Source organism: Massilia haematophila (assembly GCF_042647645.1).
Lineage (GTDB): Bacteria > Pseudomonadota > Gammaproteobacteria > Burkholderiales > Burkholderiaceae_D > Telluria > Telluria haematophila.
Window position 1 is genome coordinate 3,524,261 of the sequence record NZ_JBHRVV010000001.1, and the last position, 18,390, is coordinate 3,542,650.

Genomic DNA, 18,390 nt, shown 5'->3' on the forward strand with positions numbered 1-18,390 from the left:
GGATCGGCGGCGCTGGGGCCGGATGGCAGTCCCGTGGGACATGAGCCCGCCATTCTAGCCAGCGGCGTCGCCAATGACAACGAACGCATCCGCTGGCCGCCCGTCTGTTAGTGCGAGCACGGACGCCAGCGCCATAAATATTAATATCAAGGCAAGCCGCATCGCCCAGCCGGACCCAATCGTGCGCGCGGCGCCAGCTTGTAGTATTGACAGAACCGTTCGCCCTGCCTTTTCGAGGAGATTGCATGCCCGACCTGCCGACCGTCCTGACCAGCCTCGCATGGCCCTTCACGATTGCCATCGCCTGGATAGCCGGGGAATTCGGCCAGCGGTTCACGGGCTTGCCGCGCATTAGTTTCTATGGACTGGTCGGCTTCGCGCTGGCCGGGCCCCAGCTCGGCATCCTGCCGGCGCCCGATGCCGGACCGGTATCGATGCTGGCCGACGTTGCCTTCGGCCTGATCCTGTTCGAACTGGGCTACCGCATCAACCTGCGCTGGCTGCGCGCCAACCCGTGGATCGGCATCGCCGGCGTGGTCGAATCGATCGCCACCTTCATTGCCGTCTACCTGATCGCGCTCGCCTTCGCCACGCCGCAGCTGACCGCGCTCATGCTGGCCTCGCTGTCGATGGCGACCTCGCCCGCCACCGTGGTGCGGGTGATCAACGAACAGCGCAGCTCGGGCCAGGTGACCGAACGCGTGCTGCACCTGTCGGCGCAGAACTGCGTGCTGGCGGTGTTCGCCTTCAATGCCGTGATCGGCTTCTGGATCTTCCGCACCTTCGAGGATATCGGCGACGCGATCTGGAACAGCCTGGTGCTGCTGGCGGTGTCCGCTCTCACCGGCGCCGTGTTCGGGCTACTGGTGCCGGCGCTGCTGCGCGCGATCGGCAATCCGCGCCACGATGCCACCGTCGCGTTCGCAATCGCGGTGCTGCTGCTGGTGGCGATTTCCTATGCCGGCGGCCTGTCGCCGGTGGTCGCCACCCTCGCCTTCGGGCTGGTGGCGCGCCATCGCCGCGTCGCCTTCAGCCAGGCCCAGCGCAACTTCGGCGCGCTCGGCGAACTATTGACCGTGCTGCTGTTCGTGTTCGCCGCCTCGACGCTCGACTGGCGCGAGGTCGCCGCCGGCGGCATGCTGGCCGTGGTCCTGGTGCTGGCGCGCCTGGTCACCAAGACCGCCGGCGTCACCGCCTTCGCCCACTTGTCCGGCGTCTCCTGGCGCAAGGGCTTCCTGGCCGGGGTCGCGCTGGCGCCCTTGTCCGTGTTCGTCATCCTGCTGCTCGAGCACGCGCGCCTGGCCGGCGTGCACGTGGTCGACGAGCTGCGCGCGGTGGCGGCGGTGACCATGCTGCTCGAAGTGTTCGGCCCGATCATCATCCAGCGCGCCCTGGTGTGGGCGCGCGAAGCACCGGAGATCCGCCATGCCGCTTGAGCCCTTTGCCCAATCGACGCCGCTCACCTTCGGGGTCGAGCTCGAACTGCAACTGGTCAGCCTGTCCGACTTCGACCTGACGGCGGCCAGTCCCGATTTGCTGCACCTGCTGTCGCGCAAGCCCTTCCCCGGCAACGTGACGCCGGAAATCACCGAGAGCATGATCGAGATTAACTCCAGCGTGCACTCGGCATACGGCCCGCTGCTGGCCGAGCTGCTCGAGATCCGCGACACGCTGGTGGCCGCCGGCGACACCCTGAACATCGGCATCGCCGGCGGCGGCACCCACCCTTTCCAGCACTGGTCGGAACAGAAGATCTTCGCCAAGCCGCGCTTCGAACATCTGTCCTCGCTGTACGGCTACCTGGCCAAGCAGTTCACCGTGTTCGGCCAGCACGTGCACATCGGCTGCGGCAACGGCGACAACGCCATGTACCTGCTGCACGCCCTGAACCGCTACATCCCCCACTTCATCGCGCTGTCGGCCTCGTCGCCTTTCGTGCAGGGGCACGACAGCCTGTTCGATTCGGCGCGCCTGAATTCGGTGTTCGCTTTCCCGATGAGCGGACGCGCGCCCTTCACGCTGAGCTGGGGCGATTTCGAGTCGACCTATTTCGCCAAGATGGAGCGCACCGGCATCATCAAAAGCATGAAGGATTTTTATTGGGACCTGCGGCCCAAACCCGAGTACGGCACCATCGAACTGCGCGTGTGCGACACGCCGCTGACGGTGCAGCGCGCCGCGGCCCTGGCGGCCTATCTGCAGGCGCTGTGCAGCTATCTGCTGGAACGTAGCGAGGAGGCACCCAGCGAGGACGATTACCTCGTCTACAACTACAACCGTTTCCAGGCCTGCCGCTTTGGCCTGGACGGCTCGCTCACCCACCCGAAGACCTACGAGACGGTATCGCTGCGCGAGGACATCCTCACCACGCTGCGCAGGATGGAGCCGCACGCCGCCAAGCTGGGCAGCCTGGACGCCCTGCAGCACCTGGCCGCGGCGGCAGCCGGCGGCAGCGACGCCAGCCTGCTGCGCCAGCAATACCAGCGCGAAGGCAGCGTCGAGGCGATCGTGCATGCGGCGATCAACTGGTTCCGGGGCGAGCGGCGGTTCTGGCGCAGATAGTTCAGGCCGGGCTGGCGCCGACGCGGCCGCCGCGCATGATGCGTTCCAGGAAGCCGGGTTTCGCCGGCGGGCGCGGCATGCCGTCGTCGACCATGCCGGCCCACTTCTCGCACAGCTGCTCGCAGGTGGCGCGCAGCACCGGGTCGAGCTCGGGCAGGCGCGCCAGCGCGCACAGGTGGCGCTCGATCACCGAGGCCAGGCGCACGCAAGGGCGGTCGTTCTCGTCGCGCGCGGTGTAGTGCGACATCAGGTGCAGCAGCGACGCGATCATCACGGCGTCGCGGTGATGCAGGTCCTGCGGCATGGATGGCTCGTTCGGTTGGTCTTGCATGGCGGCCCCTCAGGTTCAGTTGGACGGTGGGTGTCAATATTCATTAATGAGAATCATTCTCATTCAATGGTAAACAAGGGGCAGATGGGATGCAAGCGATTTTGCAAGCGTGCGAGGGGTAGCGGTTCGACGGAGACGGTGGCGCGAAGCATGTGGTGAGACCGCGTGGACACAGGTGTCCACCCTACGGAAAAGCAGGGTTGTAGGGTGGACTCCCGAGTCCACGCTGTCTGACAAGTTGAAAGGCGGCGAATCCGGCGAAGACCGCTTACAACCGCGTCTCCCTTGCCGCCCGCAAAAACTCATCCAGCACCGGCGTGCAATCGAGCAGGTCCGTCCCGCCCGCCCGGTGGAACTCCGGATGCCACTGCAAGCCCATGACGAAATCGGCCCGGTCGTAGCGGATCGCCTCGACAATGCCGTCGGGATAGGACACCGCCTCGATGCGCACGTCGCGCCCGAGCTCCTTGACTGCCTGGTGGTGGATCGAATTCACGGTCGGCCGCTGGGCGTTCGGGAACATGCGCCCGAGCGTGGAACCGGGCGGGAATTCGATCGCGTGACGGTGGGCGTCGTAGTCAGTGTGCACGTGGGCCAGCGCCTCGGGCACGTTGGTCGCCACGTCCTGGTAAAGCGTGCCGCCGAAGGCGACGTTGATCAGCTGGCAGCCGCGGCATACGCCCAGCACCGGCTTGCCGGCCTCGACGAATTCGTGCAGCAGCTCGAGCTCGTAGAGGTCGCGCGCGCGGTCGCCGCTCCACTCGGGACGGGTCGGCGTTTCGGAATAGGTCTGCGGCGAGACGTCGGCCCCGCCCTGCAGCACCAGGCCGTCGAGGTGGCGCGCGTAGTGGCGCAGCGTGATGTTGCTGGGGTGGAGCAGCCCATTCGTATTCACCGTCGGGATCATGAACACCAGCACGTCGCGCGACATCACCCACTGCGCGATCGACTCCTCCAGGTATTGCAGGTTCTTGCTGCGCAGGCCGGTCGCCCCCGGTTCGGGGTGAAAAATGCGGGCCGAGACGCCGATGCGCAGGGTGCGGCGCATGAAGTCGCGGTGGAAGCGGTCGCGCAGCGCGCGCCAACGCGAGGACAACACCCGTCCGACCAGCGCGAACGGCGTGTCGCCGGGGCGCTGGTAGCGCGGCGGACCATCGGCGGCGCGGCGGTCGGGCACGCGCTCGGGTGCGTCGGGGCGGGTCTCCAGCGGCGGGCCGGGCGCCTCGCCACGCCGGGGTTGATGATCATCTGCCATGGTCTCAATATAGCCCCGCCACGGCCGCGCACGATTTGAAGTTGTAACAAAATCACACGACTGGGCACATACGCAAGCCATTTACGAAAGACGCTTCCTTGGGTTTGAACGCGTGGGCGGGAGACCCGCCCACCCTACGCCGGCATCGATGTCAGGCGTGCCAGGATCGCCACCAGGCTGCGGTCGGTCACCGGCTTGTCGAGCAGGCCGCGCACGCCGGCCGAGTGGGCGCGCGCGGTATCGTAGGGGAAGGCCTTGCCGACCAGGAACACGACCGCCGTGCGGCCCGCGCCCTCCTGGGCCTTGATCGCGCTGCACAGCGCGTAGGGATCGATGCCGGGGGTCGAGGTATTGATCATCGCCACCCCGACCTGGGTTTCGTCGCACAGGCGCACGGCGGTCGATGCGCTGTCGGTCCAGGCGATCGCCAGGCGGCGCTCGCCGACCAGGCGCGCCAGGTGGTCGCGGAAGGCGCCCTCCTTGTCGACGATCAGGACCTGGTCCGGCCGTGGCGGCTGGCGCAGCGCCGGACCATCGACGGCGAGGCTGTCGTCGGCCAGGCGCTGGCGGCGCCTGCGTTCCGGCAGGGGCGGCTCGCCGCGTGCGCACAGCAGTTCCAGCGCGCGGCGGCGCTCGGCAACCAGCTGGGCCAGCGTCACCTGGAGCGTGGCGGTATCGAAGGGACGCGCAAGGCGCGCCAGGCCATGGTCGAGGCCGCCCACCTGCAGCGCCAGCGGCATGCTGCGCATGCTGGTCAGGCGCAGCAGCGCCGCCGGGTTCTCGCCGTCGACCAGGTAGAGATCGGGTTCCTGCAGGCTGTCTTCGTGCAGGCAGGCGTAGGATGGGCCCGCGCGGGGGGCCTCGCATAACATCGCGGACATGCGGGCGGCCTCGCCGGGCTCGAATCCGAGCAGGCGTACCGCAATCGGAATTTTTTGTACCTGCATGATGACCGTCCCGGCAGCGCCGCTTCCGGGGCTCCCCAGTGTTGTGCATGATGCCAGGCGGCGCATCGTCCTTGCATTCGATACTGTACACATGTACAGTATTATTCTTGACCGATGCCGTCCGATCGACGGTTTCCAGGGCCGCCCTGGCGTAGCAAGCTTGCGTACCAATCTAGTCACGTTCCGTTGCGTTGACAAGCACAATCCGTCACGCCATCCCTGCTTTTTCCTTCCGACAAGATATAGAATGCGCAGGCATTCGAAAAAACACTGATCAGCATGGCCACTAAGAAACCCGCAACCGATTACAGCGAATCATCCATCCGGGTCCTGAAAGGACTCGAACCCGTGAAGCAGCGTCCGGGCATGTACACCCGCACGGAAAATCCGCTGCACATCATCCAGGAAGTGATCGACAACGCCTCCGACGAGGCGCTCGGCGGCCACTGCAAGAATATCGGCGTGACGATCAATACCGACGGTTCGATTACCGTCGAGGACGACGGCCGCGGCATCCCGGTCGGCATGCATCCCGAGGAAGGCGTCTCCACCGTCGAGATCGTCTTCACCCGCCTGCACGCCGGCGGCAAGTTCGACAAGGGTTCGGGCGGCGCCTACGCCTTCTCGGGCGGCCTGCACGGCGTCGGCGTCTCGGTCACCAATGCGCTGTCGAAGCGCCTGGAAATCACCGTCTGGCGCAAGACCGAGGATGGCAACGGCGTCCACAACCTGGTGTTCGCCGACGGCGACGTCATCGAGCCCCTCAGCTCCTCGCCATTCGAGCGCGGCGGCAAGAAGAACGGCACCCGCGTCACCGCCTGGCCGGATGGCAAGTATTTTGACTCGCCGAACATCCCGATGACGGAACTGCAGCGCCTGCTGCGTTCCAAGGCCGTGCTGCTGCCGGGCGTCACCGTCACGCTGACCAACGCCAAGACCGGCGACGTCCAGACCTGGCGCTACGACGAAGGCCTGCGCGGCTACCTGACCGAAGCGCTCGCCTCGAGCTCGAACGGCGAGACCTTGATCCCGCTGTTCGAAGGCGCGCAGTACGCCGCCGCGGGCGACGAAGGCTTCGCCGAAGGCGAAGGCGCGGCCTGGGTGGTCGCCTGGACCGAGGAAGGCGCGATCGTGCGCGAATCCTACGTCAACCTGATCCCGACCCCAAGCGGCGGCACCCACGAGTCCGGCCTGCGCGACGGCCTGTTCGGCGCCGTGAAGGGTTTCGTCGAGCTGCACGGCCTGCTGCCGAAAGGCGTGAAGCTGCTGCCGGAAGACGTGTTCGCGCGCGTCTCGTTCGTGCTTTCGGCGAAGGTGCTGGACCCGCAGTTCCAGGGCCAGACCAAGGAGCGCCTGAACTCGCGCGACGCCGTGAAGCTCGTCTCGACCTTCACCAAGCCGCCGCTGGAACTGTGGCTGAACCAGCACGTCGAATACGGCAAGAAGCTGGCCGACCTCGTGATCAAGCAGGCGCAGTCGCGCATGCGTTCGCTGCAGAAGGTCGAGAAGAAGAAATCCTCGGGCGTGGCCGTGCTGCCGGGTAAGCTGACCGACTGCGAGTCCACGGACATCACCCGCAACGAACTGTTCCTGGTCGAGGGCGACTCGGCCGGCGGTTCGGCCAAGATGGGCCGCGACAAGGAATTCCAGGCCATCCTGCCGCTGCGCGGCAAGGTCCTGAACACCTGGGAAACCGACCGCGACCGCCTGTTCGCGAACAACGAGATCCACGACATCTCGGTGGCGATCGGCGTCGACCCGCACTCGCACGGCGATTCGCCGGATCTCACCGGCCTGCGCTACGGCAAGATCTGCATCCTGTCGGACGCGGACGTCGACGGCTCGCACATCCAGGTCCTGCTGCTGACCCTGTTCTTCAAGCACTTCCCTGCCCTGTTCAAGCACGGCCACATCTGCGTGGCGCGCCCGCCGCTGTACCGCGTCGACGTGCCGGCACGCGGCAAGAAGCCGCTGCAAAAGCTCTATGCCCTGGACGACGGCGAACTGCTGGCGATCGAGGACAAGCTGAAAAAGGAAGGCCTGAAGGAAGGCTCGTGGAGCATTTCCCGCTTCAAGGGCCTGGGCGAGATGAACGCCGAGCAGCTGTGGGAAACCACGATGAACCCGGACACGCGCCGCCTGCTGCCGGTGTCGCTGGGCGACTTCGACCACGGCGAATCCTCGGCCCGTTTCAACATGCTGATGGGCAAGGGCGAAGCCGCCGCACGCCGCGCATGGATCGAGGAACACGGTAACGAGACGGAAGCGGATATTTGATGGCGTCCGGGGTGATTTGATGCACGAAAGACGCGTGGGCACAAGTGCCCACCCTACGTAGGGTGGGTTCTCGAACCCACCACTACTCCGCCAGCACAATCGAATCGCCCGAGCCACGCGACCGCTCAACAAGAATCGAACACACAGAATATGTCTACCCAAGCAAGCCTCTTTGAACAAGCCAGCGAATCGGCCGACGACGTCGAAATGCTGACCCTGTCCACCTTCGCCGAGCGCGCCTACCTCGACTACGCGGTCTCGGTGGTCAAGGGCCGTGCCCTGCCCGACGTCTCCGACGGCCAGAAACCGGTCCAGCGCCGCATCCTGTACGCGATGAACGAACTGGGCCTGGGCGCCACCGCCAAGCCGCGCAAGTGCGCGGCCGTGGTCGGCGACGTGCTCGGCAAGCTGCACCCGCACGGCGACCAGTCGGTCTACGATGCGCTGGTGCGCATGGCCCAGGACTTCTCGCTGCGCTACCCGCTGATCGACGGCCAGGGTAACTTCGGCTCGCGCGACGGCGACGGCGCCGCGGCGATGCGCTACACCGAAGCGCGCCTGACCCCGATCTCGCGCCTGCTGCTCGACGAGATCGACATGGGCACGGTCGACTTCCAGCCGAACTACGACGGCACCACGGACGAGCCGCGCTCGCTGCCGGCGCGCCTGCCGATGGTGCTGCTGAACGGCGCCTCCGGCATCGCGGTGGGCCTGGCGACCGAGATCCCGTCGCACAACCTGCGCGAAGTGGCCGACGCCGCGGTCACCCTGATCCGCAATCCGAAGCTCTCGAACGCCGAGCTGATGACCATCGTCCCGGGCCCCGACTTCCCGGGCGGCGGCCAGATCATCACGCCGGCGTCGCAGCTTGCCGACATGTACGCGACCGGCCGCGGCTCGATGAAGGTGCGCGCGCGCTGGAAGATCGAGGAACTGGCGCGCGGCCAATGGCAGGCCGTGGTGACGGAACTGCCGCCTGGCACCTCGGCGGCGCGCGTGCAGCAGGAGATCGAAGAGCTGACCAACCCGAAGGTCAAGCTCGGCAAGAAGACCCTCACGCCCGAACAGCTGGCACTGAAGCAGACCATCCTCGGCGCGCTCGACACGATGCGCGACGAATCCGGCCGCGAGGCGCCGGTGCGCCTGGTGTTCGAACCGAAGTCGAAGAACCAGGACCAGACCGAATTCATGCTGCTGCTGCTGGCGCATACCTCGCTGGAGACCTCGAGTCCGATCAACCTGGTGATGATCGGCGGCGACGGCCGTCCGCGCCAGAAGGGCCTGCTCGAAATCCTGCAGGAATGGATCGACTATCGCTTCGTCACCGTGCGTCGCCGTACCGAGTTCAAGCTGGGCAAGGTCAACGACCGCATCCACATCCTGGAAGGCCGCGAGACCGTCCTGCTGAACATCGACGAGGTGATCGCCATCATCCGCAATGCGGACGAGCCGAAGGCGGCCCTGATCGAGCGCTTCCGCCTGTCCGAGCGCCAGGCCGAGGACATCCTCGAGATCCGCCTGCGCCAGCTGGCGCGCCTGGAAGCGATCAAGATCCAGCAGGAGCTGGCCGAGCTGCGCAATGAAAAGGAAAAGCTGGAAGACATCCTGGCCAATCCGTCGACCATGAAGCGCACCATCATCCGCGAGATCGAAGCCGACGCAAAACAGTTCGGCGACGCCCGCCGCACCCTGATCGAGGAAGCGCAGAAGGCCGTGGCCGAGCAGAAGGTGGTCGACGAGCCGGTGACCGTCATCATCTCGGAGAAGGGCTGGGTGCGTGCGCGCACCGGCATCGGCCACGATCCGGCGCAATTCACCTTCAAGCCGGGCGACTCGCTGGGCAATGCCTTCGAATGCCGCACCGTCGACACCCTGCTGGGCATCGGCGACAACGGAAAGGTGTATTCGGTGCCGGTGGCGGCGCTCCCTGGAGCGCGCGGTGACGGCGTGCCGATCACGACCCTGGTCGACCTGTCGGGCGGCGTGCGCATCCTCCATTATTTCGCCGGCAACGGCGAGACGCGCCTGCTGCTGTCGACGACCAACGGCTTCGGCTTCATCACCAAGGCCGGCGACATGATCAGCCGCCTGAAGGGCGGCAAGTCCTTCATCACCCTGGACGACGGCGCCGTGCCGCTGGCGCCGCGCGTGGTTCTCGATAACGCCGGCGCCGTGGCCTGCCTGTCGGAGAAGGGCCGCGTGCTGGTGTTCGGCATCGACGAGATGAAGGTGCTGACCAACGGCGGGCGCGGCGTGACGCTGATGGACCTGGAGCCGAAGGAAACGCTGCTGGCGGCGCAACCGATCAGCCAGAAAGGCGTGAACGTGATCGGCACCTGGGCCGGCTCCAAGCCGCGCGTGGTCGAGCTCTACGCCTCCGGGCTGGAGCCGCACTTCGGCAAGCGGGCGAAGAAGGGCAAGCCGCTGTCGGCCAAGCTCAAGGCGAGCGATTTGGCGATGCGGGCGACGGGCGAGTAAGCGCGCCTGGTTGTAGCGTGAAGTGAACAAAGCCGGAGGGATGCCGGCTTTGTTGTTTTTGAGTGTGCGTGGGTCGCGGGATCGATTGTCGATGTTCGATTGCGGAACGTCGTACCGCGTGGGTTCGAGAACCCACCCTACGAAACCGATCGATTGCGGTACCGCGTGGACTCGGGAGTCCACCCTACGAAAACCAAGGCCGTTGTAGGGTGGACTCCCGAGTCCACGCTGTAGGGCCTATCCGCAATCGAAAAGCATCAAGCCATCCGCGATCCGTAGGGTGGGTTCTCGAACCCACGCGTCCTCCGCATCCGAAGCCGCACCAACAAAAAATGCCGGCACCACGGCCGGCATCCCTTACACGCTCACGTGCGATTATTTCGTTGCCGCAGCCTTGTGCACATCGGCCATCGCCTCGGCACGCACCTGCTCGGTCTTGGCGGCCGCGGTCGCCTTGTCGGCGGCAGCATCCACCTGCACCTTCAGCGATTTTTCATCGGCCTTGATCATCTTCTTCTCGGCCTTCAGGTTCGCTTCCGACACTTTTTCCTCGGCCTTGGCGATCGCCTTGGCACGGTCCTCAGGATCGGCCTTTGTCACTTTTTCGGAAGCGTCGGCATGCGCCTTCACGGCCTTGGCGTGGGCCTTGGCTTTCTTTTCCTGGGCGTCGGCGACGGCCTTGGTGACTTTTTCGTCGGCCTTGGCCGCAGCCTTGGCTTCCTTCGCTTCGGCCTTGGCGATGTCGGCTTCGGCCTTCGCTTCGGCTTTCACCACGGCTTGCGTGTTGGCCTGGGTGACGGCGGTCTGGGCATAGGCGCCGGCGGCAAACAGACCGGCGATCAGGGTAGCGAGCAGCTTGTTCATGGTGTGTCCTTTCGGTTGTATGGTGGGGTTGCGGGTCTGTGCCCGCGTTTATGTTTTTCGCTTAACTTCTTGTTAACGACGCCCTCAGAATAGGCCCCGCCCATACAAGGGTCTGTTCGCCATCACACACACTACCGCTGAGTTGAAACAAGGTGTTTCAGCGCCCTCCCGCCCTGGACGCCGGCCCCGCGTACAGGTCGATGATCTCGCTGATCCCGTCCTGGCACACCGGGCAGAACTGTTCGCTGCGGTCGAACATGATGCACTGCATCGCCGGCCGGTAGTAACCCGTCGCCTCGTAGTTTGCGCCCTCGAATGCTCCGATGGCGTGGCGGTGCGGCTGCTTCGCGAACAGGGCGCGGGTGGCGGCCAGGTCTTCGCGGAACAGCGCGTTCATGTCGCTTTCCGGACGGTTCTGCGCCCGCAGCGCGGCGCGCTTCTTCTGGTAAGCGCGCGACGCCGTTTCGTACTCCTGCTTGGGCCAGGGCGTCGGCAAGGGCGTGCCGGCTGTTACATGTTGTTTCCATTTGATGGTCTTCGGATCGCGCAGCGCGGTCACGTTCGGCTCCCAGGGTTCCATGCGCGTGCCGCTCGCCTGGTAGGCCACCGGCGAGGTGTAGTACTCGTCCGCCAGGCCGGCGAAATGGTGGCCGAATTCGTGCACGAACAGGTAGTCGGCCCAATCGTTGCTCGCCGCCGCGGTGCTGAACTGCCCGAAGATGCCGCCGCCGCCATAGGTCTCGTTGTTCACCAAAATCTCGATGAACTCGTAGGGCGCGTGCTGGGCGATGTCGCGCAGCGCGCGGTTATCCAGGGTCAGCACGTAACGCTCGCTGCCGAAGATGTCGTAGCGCGTGCCCAGGCGCGATGCGTGGTGCACGCCCGTGGACGGCCGGGAGATGCCCGATTCCGCGGTCGGCACGGCCAGCGCCCAGACGTTGAAATCGTTCGCGCGCTCCTTGAAGGGAGAGACGGTGAACAGGTGCGCCGAGAGGCGGCGTGCATCGGCTTCGAACTTTTGCATGTCCTGTTGCTTGTAGCCGTCGCCCAGGATCAGCAAATCGACCTTCCGCGGCGAAGGGCCGCTGACGCGGATCGCGATCGGCTTTGCCGGGGCGGCCGGTTGCTGCCTCACCACGTCCTGGGCCCTGGCGTCGACGTCCACGCTCCACACCACCGAGAAGGCGTTGCGCTCGTCGCGCTTGAGGATGCGCACGCGCACCGGCCGCTCGAAGTCCGGGAAGCGCACCGATTCGCCGAAGCTGCGGCTGAGCTTGTTCCCCTCTTCCGTCGTGCGCCATTCGCCGAACACGGTCGAGAAGCCGCGCGAGTACAGCAGGTCGCCGGTTTTCGCGTCGACCACCTCGACCCGGTTCTGGCCGCGGTTGGTCTCGTCCAGGTTGCGCGCCATGTCGCCCGGCCAGGGCAAGGGCTCGACCAGCACGCGCTCGATGGCGTACTGGTCCGACAGGGCGTTGCCGCTGTGGGTGTAGTCGAGACGGACGGTGGCCGGTTGCTGGGCAAAGGCGGCGCCCGTGGCAAGCGCCAGGGCGGCGGCAAGATAGCGGAGCATGCGGTTTTCCTGTTGAGAGGGGGAAGGCATGCATTGTAATCCTGTCCACGGACAGGATCGACAGCCGGCTACTTGTACTGGTACAGCGGCCTTCTCACCACGATCGGCCGGATATCCAGCCGCACGTTGTAGATCGAATACGCCTCGGTCGCCGCCGACATGTAGCCGACGCTTTCGCCGGTGCGCGAGAACTTGAACTCGAAGCCCAGGTCGGGTTGCACGCCGTGCGGGCTGTCGAGGGTGAGGCCGATGGCCTCGGACTGGTCGCTGTCGATCAGCTTGCCCATCAGGTCGACCACGGTGCTGTTGCCGAGGATGTCGGCCGAGAACAGCGGTTCGCGGTAGTAGGGCCGGGCCGGGTCGAGGCGGCCGTCGGCCTTGTCCTGGGCCGGCGTGAAGCTGTGGCTGGCGATGTTGAAGCGGTCGCCGTTGTCGAGGTAGCTCAGGCGCACGTTGCTGACGTTGAAGGGTCCCTGTTGCGCGTTGGCCGCCGACAGATCGACTACCAGCGCGCCCTTGTAGCCGAGCACCTCGACGTCGCGGTTCGGGCCCACCACCATCGCCGTGTTCTCGTCGATGCCCAGGCCCAGCTTGTAGCCTTTCTGCAGCATCGCCGGCAGCATGCGCGCGAAGCGTCCGCGCACCAGCAGATGCTGGTCGACGAACACGTCGTCGCCGATGAAGCCCAGGCCCGGCGTGATTTCCTGGCCGTCGGTCAGGCCCAGCTTCAGGGTGGCCAGCACCGGTTTCGGGTGGCCGAACATGGTGCTGCTCATGATGGCCGCGCCGGCGCTGGTGCCGGCGATCACGCCGCCGCGCCGGTACATCTCCCACAGGGCGTCGAGCACCAGGGTGTTGGCGCCGTCGGCGCGGCGCAGCGCGCGCGTGATGCGGGCCTGGTCGCCGCCGGCGAAGTACGCTCCGCCCGCGGAGCGTATGGCTGCTGCTATGTCGGGATTGTCGGCGGCGGCCTGGTAGTCGGTGCCGGTCAGGCGCACCGCCACCGGGACGAAGAAGGCGTTCGCGCCGTACTTGTTGAGGCGCTCGACCAGGCTGGCGCCGGCCTTTTCGGGATTGGCGGACGCGGAAGCGAAGACCGCGATGCGGGCGCCCTGCCCTCCGGCGAGCTGGACGATGCGCTCCCAGACGGCCGCGTTATCCGGGCGCAGCGCGCCGCCGATGATGACCAGCGAGCCCCTGGGCGCCGCCTCGGCGGCGTGCACCTGCATACCCGCCAGCATAGCGGCAGCCAGGACGACGGAAACAGCGAACCGCAACATGGGGCGCTCCTTCTCGGACAGGACAAGCGTAAGCCTGATTCGAGAAGGATGTCGCCATGTTGAGACCGCTCAGGAGAGGTAAATGTTGGGGAAATAACGCTCCATCAGGTGCTCGGGCTGGCGCGGTGTGGCGAAACCGAAACGCTCGTAGAGGCCGTGCGCGTCGCTGGTGGCGAGCGTGAAACGGCGCAGGCGCTGCAGGCTCGGATGACGCAGCACCGCCGCGACCAGCTGCTTGCCGTAGCCATGGCCGCGGTACTCCGGCACGACGAACACGTCGGCCAGGTGGGCATAGGTGGCGAAATCGGTGACGACGCGCGCGAAACCGACCTGGCGTCCATCCAGGTAGGCGCCGAAGCAGAGCGAACTCTCGATGGCGCGCTCGACCAGCGAACGCGAAATGCCGACTGCCCAGCTCGACTGTTCGCTGAGGAAACGGTAGATCATCGGGATGTCGAGCCGCGACTGGTCGGTACTGACCTCGAAACTGGAGTCGTTGGTAGTCATGTGCCTGGAGAAGCTGGCGAAAAAACCAATTCTAGCGCCGTTTGCACATTCGATAAGTTCCGATTGCGTGCGCCCTTCCGGCCTGGCTCGACCGCCCTGGATCAGCGGCTTTGCAGGTAGCGCTCGGGCAGGGTCAGGCTGGCGTCTTCCGCGCGCCAGACGAGGTTGGCGATCCACCAGCGCTTGCCGTCGTGGTAGAGCTGGATGCTGTTGATACCGCGGAGAAAAGGTCTCACGTCGTGCGGCGCGCGCAGCAGTTCATAGGTGCTGAATACATGCACCAGCTGGCCGAAGGTCTCGGTGCTGCGCGCGATCTCGCGTTCGTAGAAGCCGGACGTGGTGAACACGCTCATGTTGCGGCTGATGTAATCCTCGACCGTCATCGTGCGCAGCGCGAAGCCGCCGCCCGCGTGTGGAACGATGGTCGACAGTTTGGCCTCGGGCGCGAACAGGGCGCGCATGCGGTTCCAGTTGCGCGGCGCGCCGGCCGGGCCGGAAATCACCTCGTACAGGGCGTTCACCGTCGAATCGACCGACGCGCCGTCGGCTTCCTTCACCGTTGCCGGCTGGGCCGGCACGGCCTGCACCGGCTGGGCAGGCGCCGGCACCGGGACCTGGACCGGCGGCTGGGGCTGGGCGGTGGCGCTCGCGCACAGGGCGGCAAAGGCGAGCGGGAAGCAACGTGCGATCATGTTTTTCTCCGGGGCGATGCGTTAACTATCGCATCATCAGCGATTTCGTCCAGCTTGTCATCCGCCCCCGGCGCCGGCGGCCGGCCGGCGCCGCGGTTTATAATCGAAGAAATCAAACCGGAACTTCCCATGACTGCACAACTCTCCAAGAAAGCCGAAGCCTGGTCGGCACGCTTCTCCGAACCCGTTTCCGACCTCGTCAAACGCTACACCGCCTCGGTGTTCTTCGATAAACGCCTGGCCCTGTTCGACATCCAGGGCTCGCTCGCCCACGCCGAGATGCTGGCCGCGCAAGGCATCATCAGCAATGAAGACCGCGCCGAGATCGAGCGCGGCATGGCGCAGATCAAGAGCGAGATCGAGGCCGGCAGCTTCGAATGGCTGCTCGACCTGGAAGACGTGCACCTGAACATCGAGAAGCGCCTGACCGAACTGGTCGGCGACGCCGGCAAGCGCCTGCACACCGGCCGCTCGCGCAACGACCAGGTCGCAACCGACATCCGCCTGTACGTGCGCGCCGCGATCGACGACATCGTCGCCCTGCTGAACGGCCTGCGCGGCGCCCTGGCGGACCTGGCCGAGCGCCACTTCGACACCATCATGCCGGGCTTCACCCACCTGCAGGTGGCCCAGCCGATCACCTTCGGCCACCACATGCTGGCCTACGTGGAAATGTTCGGCCGTGATGCAGAGCGCATGATCGACGCGCGCCGCCGCGTGAACCGCCTGCCGCTGGGCGCCGCGGCGCTGGCCGGCACCACCTTCCCGATCGACCGCCTGCGCGTGGCGAAAACCCTCGGCTTCGAGGACGTCTGCCACAACTCGCTCGATGCCGTCTCCGACCGCGATTTCGCGATCGAGTTCACCGCCGCCGCCTCGCTGGTCATGATGCACGTCTCGCGCATGTCGGAAGAACTGGTCATGTGGATGAGCCCGCGCGTCGGCTTCATCGACATCGCCGACCGCTTCTGCACCGGCTCGTCGATCATGCCGCAGAAGAAGAATCCGGACGTGCCGGAATTGGCGCGCGGCAAGACCGGCCGCGTGTATGGCCACCTGGCGTCCCTGCTGACCCTGATGAAAGGCCAGCCGCTGGCCTACAACAAGGACAACCAGGAAGACAAGGAACCGCTGTTCGACACCGTCGACACCGTGCTCGACACCCTGCGCATCTTCACCGACATGGCCGCCGGCATCACGGTCAAGCCCGAGAACATGCGCGCCGCTGCCCTGCAGGGCTACGCCACCGCGACCGACCTGGCCGACTACCTGGTCAAGAAGGGCCTGCCCTTCCGCGACGCCCACGAAGCCGTGGCCCACGCCGTGCGCGCCTGCGACGATGCGGAATGCGACCTGGCCGACATGTCGCTCGACACCCTGCGCGGCTTCTCGCCGCTGATCGAAGAGGACGTGTTCGCCGTGCTGACCCTGGAAGGCTCCGTGGCGGCCCGCGACCACGTCGGCGGCACCGCGCCGAACCAGGTGCGCAAGGCGATCGAGCGCGTGCGCGGGCAGCTGAAGGATTGAAATAGTGGATTGAAATAATATTTCACGAATAAGGACTTCCTGAAATAATATTTCAGGATTGCGTCACGGGTGCGGGACCCGGCCTCGTAGGGTGGGCACCCGTGCCCGCGCGTTCAATCTCCAGTTGCCGCGCGGGCGCTTCGATGTCAGCATGCATGCTCGACAACGACGCCGCCCCCACATGGACACCCAGCTCTGGCTGATCTGTTTCCTCACCTTCGTCATCCACCTGATCGGCACGCTCGCCTACTCGGTTCGCATCGCCGGCGTCCGGACCCGGCGCATCGCCGTTTCCTTTGCCCTGTTCAGCATCCTGGTGCTGGTCTCGCGCACCTCGAATTCCTTCCTCGGCCCCTTCCTCGCCAAGCGCGTCGAATCGAACCTGGCCGGAACGCTGGCGACCGACCTGCTGTCCGACTTCCGCTGGCTGCTGGTCTCGGCTTCGCTCGCCACCATCGCCGGCGCCCTCCTGGTCCCGACTTTCCAGCGGGTGTTCTGCCGGGCGGTGGAACACTTCCAGGTCCATCGTTCGGTCCCGAAACTGATCCTGCACGGCTTCTTCAAGGGCGGCCTTTCCTTCGTCAAGGATGCGGCCACGCTGCCGGCAGCGCCCCAGGTCAGCAAGCCCCACAACAGCGGCGCGGTGTCCTGGTCGATCCTGCTGCTGAACGTCGGCGCCGCCGCGCTCTGGACCGTGGGCGTGTTCGCCGCGCTCTACGCCGGCGCGCTCGATCCGGCGGTGCGTGTGACCTCGAGCACGCTGTCGTCGATCATCAATGGCGGCGCGACGATCATGATGGCCGTGTTCATCGACCCGCACCTGTCGGGCATGACCGACGACGTGGTCGAAGGGCGCCTCAGCGAGGGAGAATTTCGTGGCGCCATCGTCTGGCTGGTCGGCAGCCGTCTCGCCGGCACCTTGCTCGCGCAACTGCTGTTCGTGCCCTCGGCCATGCTGATCGTCTTCGTGGCGCAAGTGCTTTAACTTCGCACCAGCGTTGAACCGCCAACAGAAGGCCTCCTGCGATGGGGCTAGACTTCAGTGCTAGCCATATCGCAGGGGAAGCACATGCAGCGCTACAAAAACCGCAACGGCGAATCCGGGGTGGTCGCCTACGACATCGCCGCGCGCTCGATCACGGTCGAGTTCAGGGATGGCGACCGCTACCTCTACACCGACCAGAGCGCCGGCGCCGAGAACATCACCGAGATGCAGCGCCTGGCAACGCTGGGCAGCGGCCTGTCGACCTACATCAGCCAGGTGGTGCGCGAGCGCTATGCGCGCAAGCTGGGCTAGCGCAGGCGTCCGCCCGATCAGGCGCCGAACGCGCCGTCGATCGTGTGCATCGCGCCGGTGACGAAGCCGGCTTCCGGGCCCGCCAGCCAGGCCACCATGGCCGCGACCTCTTCCGGGCGGCCGTGGCGCTTGAGCGCCATGAAGCCATGCAGCAAGTCCTTCATCGGGCCATCGGCCGGGTTGGCGTCGGTGTCGATCGGACCGGGCTGGACGACGTTCACCGTGATCTCGCGCGGGCCGAAATCGCGCGCCAGGCCGCGCGCCATGCCCTGCAGCGCGGACTTGCTCAGCGCGTAGGCCGCCATCCCCGGCACCGGCATGCGGTCGCCGTTCACCGAACCGATCACGATGATGCGTCCCCCCTGCGGCATCTGGCGCGCCGCCTCGACCGAGGCGTGATACGGCGCATGCACGTTGATCCGGAACAGGCGGTCGACCGCGTCCGGATCGAGCTCGAGCGCGTTGCCGAACACGGCGATCCCGGCATTCACCACCAGCACGTCGAGCGGCCCGCTGTTGCGCACCACCTCGATCACGGCGTCCCGGTCTGCGCTGTCGGCGAAGATGGCCGTGCTCCCCGTCTCGGCGGCCAGGGCGAACGCCGCTGCCTCCGAGCCGGCATAGGTGAAGCTGACGCGTGCGCCGTCCACCACGAAACGGCGGACGATCGCGGCCCCGATGCCACGGCTCCCACCCAGCACCAAAACAGATTTTTCATTAAAAATAGACATGGGACACCTCTATGCAATTAATTTAGGAGTCGCTACAATAATCGATCCACGGACGATGTCACGCGATTT

The 18,390-nt window shown here is 66.0% G+C and carries 16 protein-coding genes; 7 read left to right on the forward strand and 9 right to left on the reverse strand.

The genetic code is table 11. From position 1 onward, the window contains the following. Positions 1-245 precede the first annotated feature (245 nt). Together ACFOPH_RS15575 and ACFOPH_RS15580 are read left to right on the forward strand one after the other, a co-directional pair. A complete protein-coding gene (locus tag ACFOPH_RS15575) occupies positions 246-1,436 on the forward strand; it encodes a cation:proton antiporter (RefSeq protein WP_379736249.1) in 1,191 nt (396 codons plus the stop codon). Then, the gene (locus ACFOPH_RS15580; RefSeq protein ID WP_379736251.1) at positions 1,426-2,562 is read left to right on the forward strand and encodes a YbdK family carboxylate-amine ligase; all 1,137 of its coding nucleotides are present in this window, start codon (positions 1,426-1,428) and stop codon (positions 2,560-2,562) included. Before ACFOPH_RS15575 ends, ACFOPH_RS15580 begins: the two co-directional genes overlap by 11 nt. 1 nt (position 2,563) lies before the next feature. Here ACFOPH_RS15580 and ACFOPH_RS15585 read toward each other — a convergent pair whose 3' ends face one another. The 3 genes from ACFOPH_RS15585 to ACFOPH_RS15595 all read right to left on the reverse strand — a co-directional run bounded on the left by ACFOPH_RS15585 (position 2,564) and on the right by ACFOPH_RS15595 (position 5,095). Beyond that, positions 2,564-2,893: a hypothetical protein gene (locus tag ACFOPH_RS15585; RefSeq protein WP_379736252.1), complete on the reverse strand. Its 330-nt coding sequence runs from the start codon at positions 2,891-2,893 to the stop codon at positions 2,564-2,566. A 268-nt stretch (positions 2,894-3,161) separates the two neighbouring features. Next, entirely contained in the window at positions 3,162-4,148 is a 987-nt protein-coding gene (locus tag ACFOPH_RS15590; protein ID WP_379736253.1) for a gamma-glutamyl-gamma-aminobutyrate hydrolase family protein, read from the reverse strand. Between the two features lie 134 nt (positions 4,149-4,282). Then, positions 4,283-5,095: a response regulator gene (locus tag ACFOPH_RS15595; RefSeq protein WP_312547702.1), complete on the reverse strand. Its 813-nt coding sequence runs from the start codon at positions 5,093-5,095 to the stop codon at positions 4,283-4,285. A gap of 279 nt (positions 5,096-5,374) precedes the next feature. Here ACFOPH_RS15595 and ACFOPH_RS15600 point away from each other — a divergent pair, with 279 nt between their 5' ends. Together ACFOPH_RS15600 and parC are read left to right on the forward strand one after the other, a co-directional pair. Further along, positions 5,375-7,372, forward strand: a complete 1,998-nt coding sequence (locus ACFOPH_RS15600; protein WP_379736255.1) for a DNA topoisomerase IV subunit B — start codon at positions 5,375-5,377, stop codon at positions 7,370-7,372. Positions 7,373-7,522: 150 nt separating this feature from the next. Further along, on the forward strand, positions 7,523-9,850 hold the full coding sequence (parC, locus tag ACFOPH_RS15605) for a DNA topoisomerase IV subunit A (RefSeq protein WP_379736257.1): 2,328 nt from the start codon (positions 7,523-7,525) through the stop codon (positions 9,848-9,850). A 375-nt stretch (positions 9,851-10,225) separates the two neighbouring features. Here the strand turns inward: parC and ACFOPH_RS15610 are convergent, their stop codons facing one another. The 5 genes from ACFOPH_RS15610 to ACFOPH_RS15630 all read right to left on the reverse strand — a co-directional run bounded on the left by ACFOPH_RS15610 (position 10,226) and on the right by ACFOPH_RS15630 (position 14,766). Beyond that, entirely contained in the window at positions 10,226-10,714 is a 489-nt protein-coding gene (locus ACFOPH_RS15610) for a hypothetical protein (RefSeq protein WP_312547706.1), read from the reverse strand. A gap of 157 nt (positions 10,715-10,871) precedes the next feature. Beyond that, the gene (locus tag ACFOPH_RS15615) at positions 10,872-12,287 is read right to left on the reverse strand and encodes an IgA Peptidase M64 (RefSeq protein ID WP_379736259.1); all 1,416 of its coding nucleotides are present in this window, start codon (positions 12,285-12,287) and stop codon (positions 10,872-10,874) included. A 68-nt stretch (positions 12,288-12,355) separates the two neighbouring features. Next, complete coding sequence (locus ACFOPH_RS15620) at positions 12,356-13,567, reverse strand: cyanophycinase (protein WP_379736261.1); 1,212 nt, start codon at positions 13,565-13,567, stop codon at positions 12,356-12,358. Between the two features lie 69 nt (positions 13,568-13,636). After that, complete coding sequence (locus ACFOPH_RS15625) at positions 13,637-14,074, reverse strand: GNAT family N-acetyltransferase (protein WP_312547710.1); 438 nt, start codon at positions 14,072-14,074, stop codon at positions 13,637-13,639. A gap of 101 nt (positions 14,075-14,175) precedes the next feature. Further along, a complete protein-coding gene (locus ACFOPH_RS15630) occupies positions 14,176-14,766 on the reverse strand; it encodes a hypothetical protein (protein WP_312547712.1) in 591 nt (196 codons plus the stop codon). A 129-nt stretch (positions 14,767-14,895) separates the two neighbouring features. Here ACFOPH_RS15630 and argH point away from each other — a divergent pair, with 129 nt between their 5' ends. The 3 genes from argH to ACFOPH_RS15645 all read left to right on the forward strand — a co-directional run bounded on the left by argH (position 14,896) and on the right by ACFOPH_RS15645 (position 17,590). After that, positions 14,896-16,293 carry an argininosuccinate lyase gene (gene argH / locus ACFOPH_RS15635; protein ID WP_312547713.1) on the forward strand — a complete coding sequence of 466 codons (1,398 nt, stop codon included), beginning with the start codon at positions 14,896-14,898 and terminating at the stop codon, positions 16,291-16,293. A gap of 181 nt (positions 16,294-16,474) precedes the next feature. Continuing rightward, positions 16,475-17,278, forward strand: a complete 804-nt coding sequence (locus tag ACFOPH_RS15640) for a lipid II flippase Amj family protein (RefSeq protein ID WP_379736264.1) — start codon at positions 16,475-16,477, stop codon at positions 17,276-17,278. An 84-nt stretch (positions 17,279-17,362) separates the two neighbouring features. Beyond that, positions 17,363-17,590 carry a hypothetical protein gene (locus ACFOPH_RS15645; RefSeq protein ID WP_379736266.1) on the forward strand — a complete coding sequence of 76 codons (228 nt, stop codon included), beginning with the start codon at positions 17,363-17,365 and terminating at the stop codon, positions 17,588-17,590. 17 nt (positions 17,591-17,607) lie between these two features. On the opposite strand, the gene bdcA is transcribed toward ACFOPH_RS15645, so the two are convergent. Beyond that, positions 17,608-18,321 (reverse strand): SDR family oxidoreductase, encoded by a 714-nt coding sequence (gene bdcA / locus ACFOPH_RS15650; protein ID WP_379736268.1) that lies wholly within the window; start codon positions 18,319-18,321, stop codon positions 17,608-17,610. Positions 18,322-18,390 lie beyond the last annotated feature (69 nt).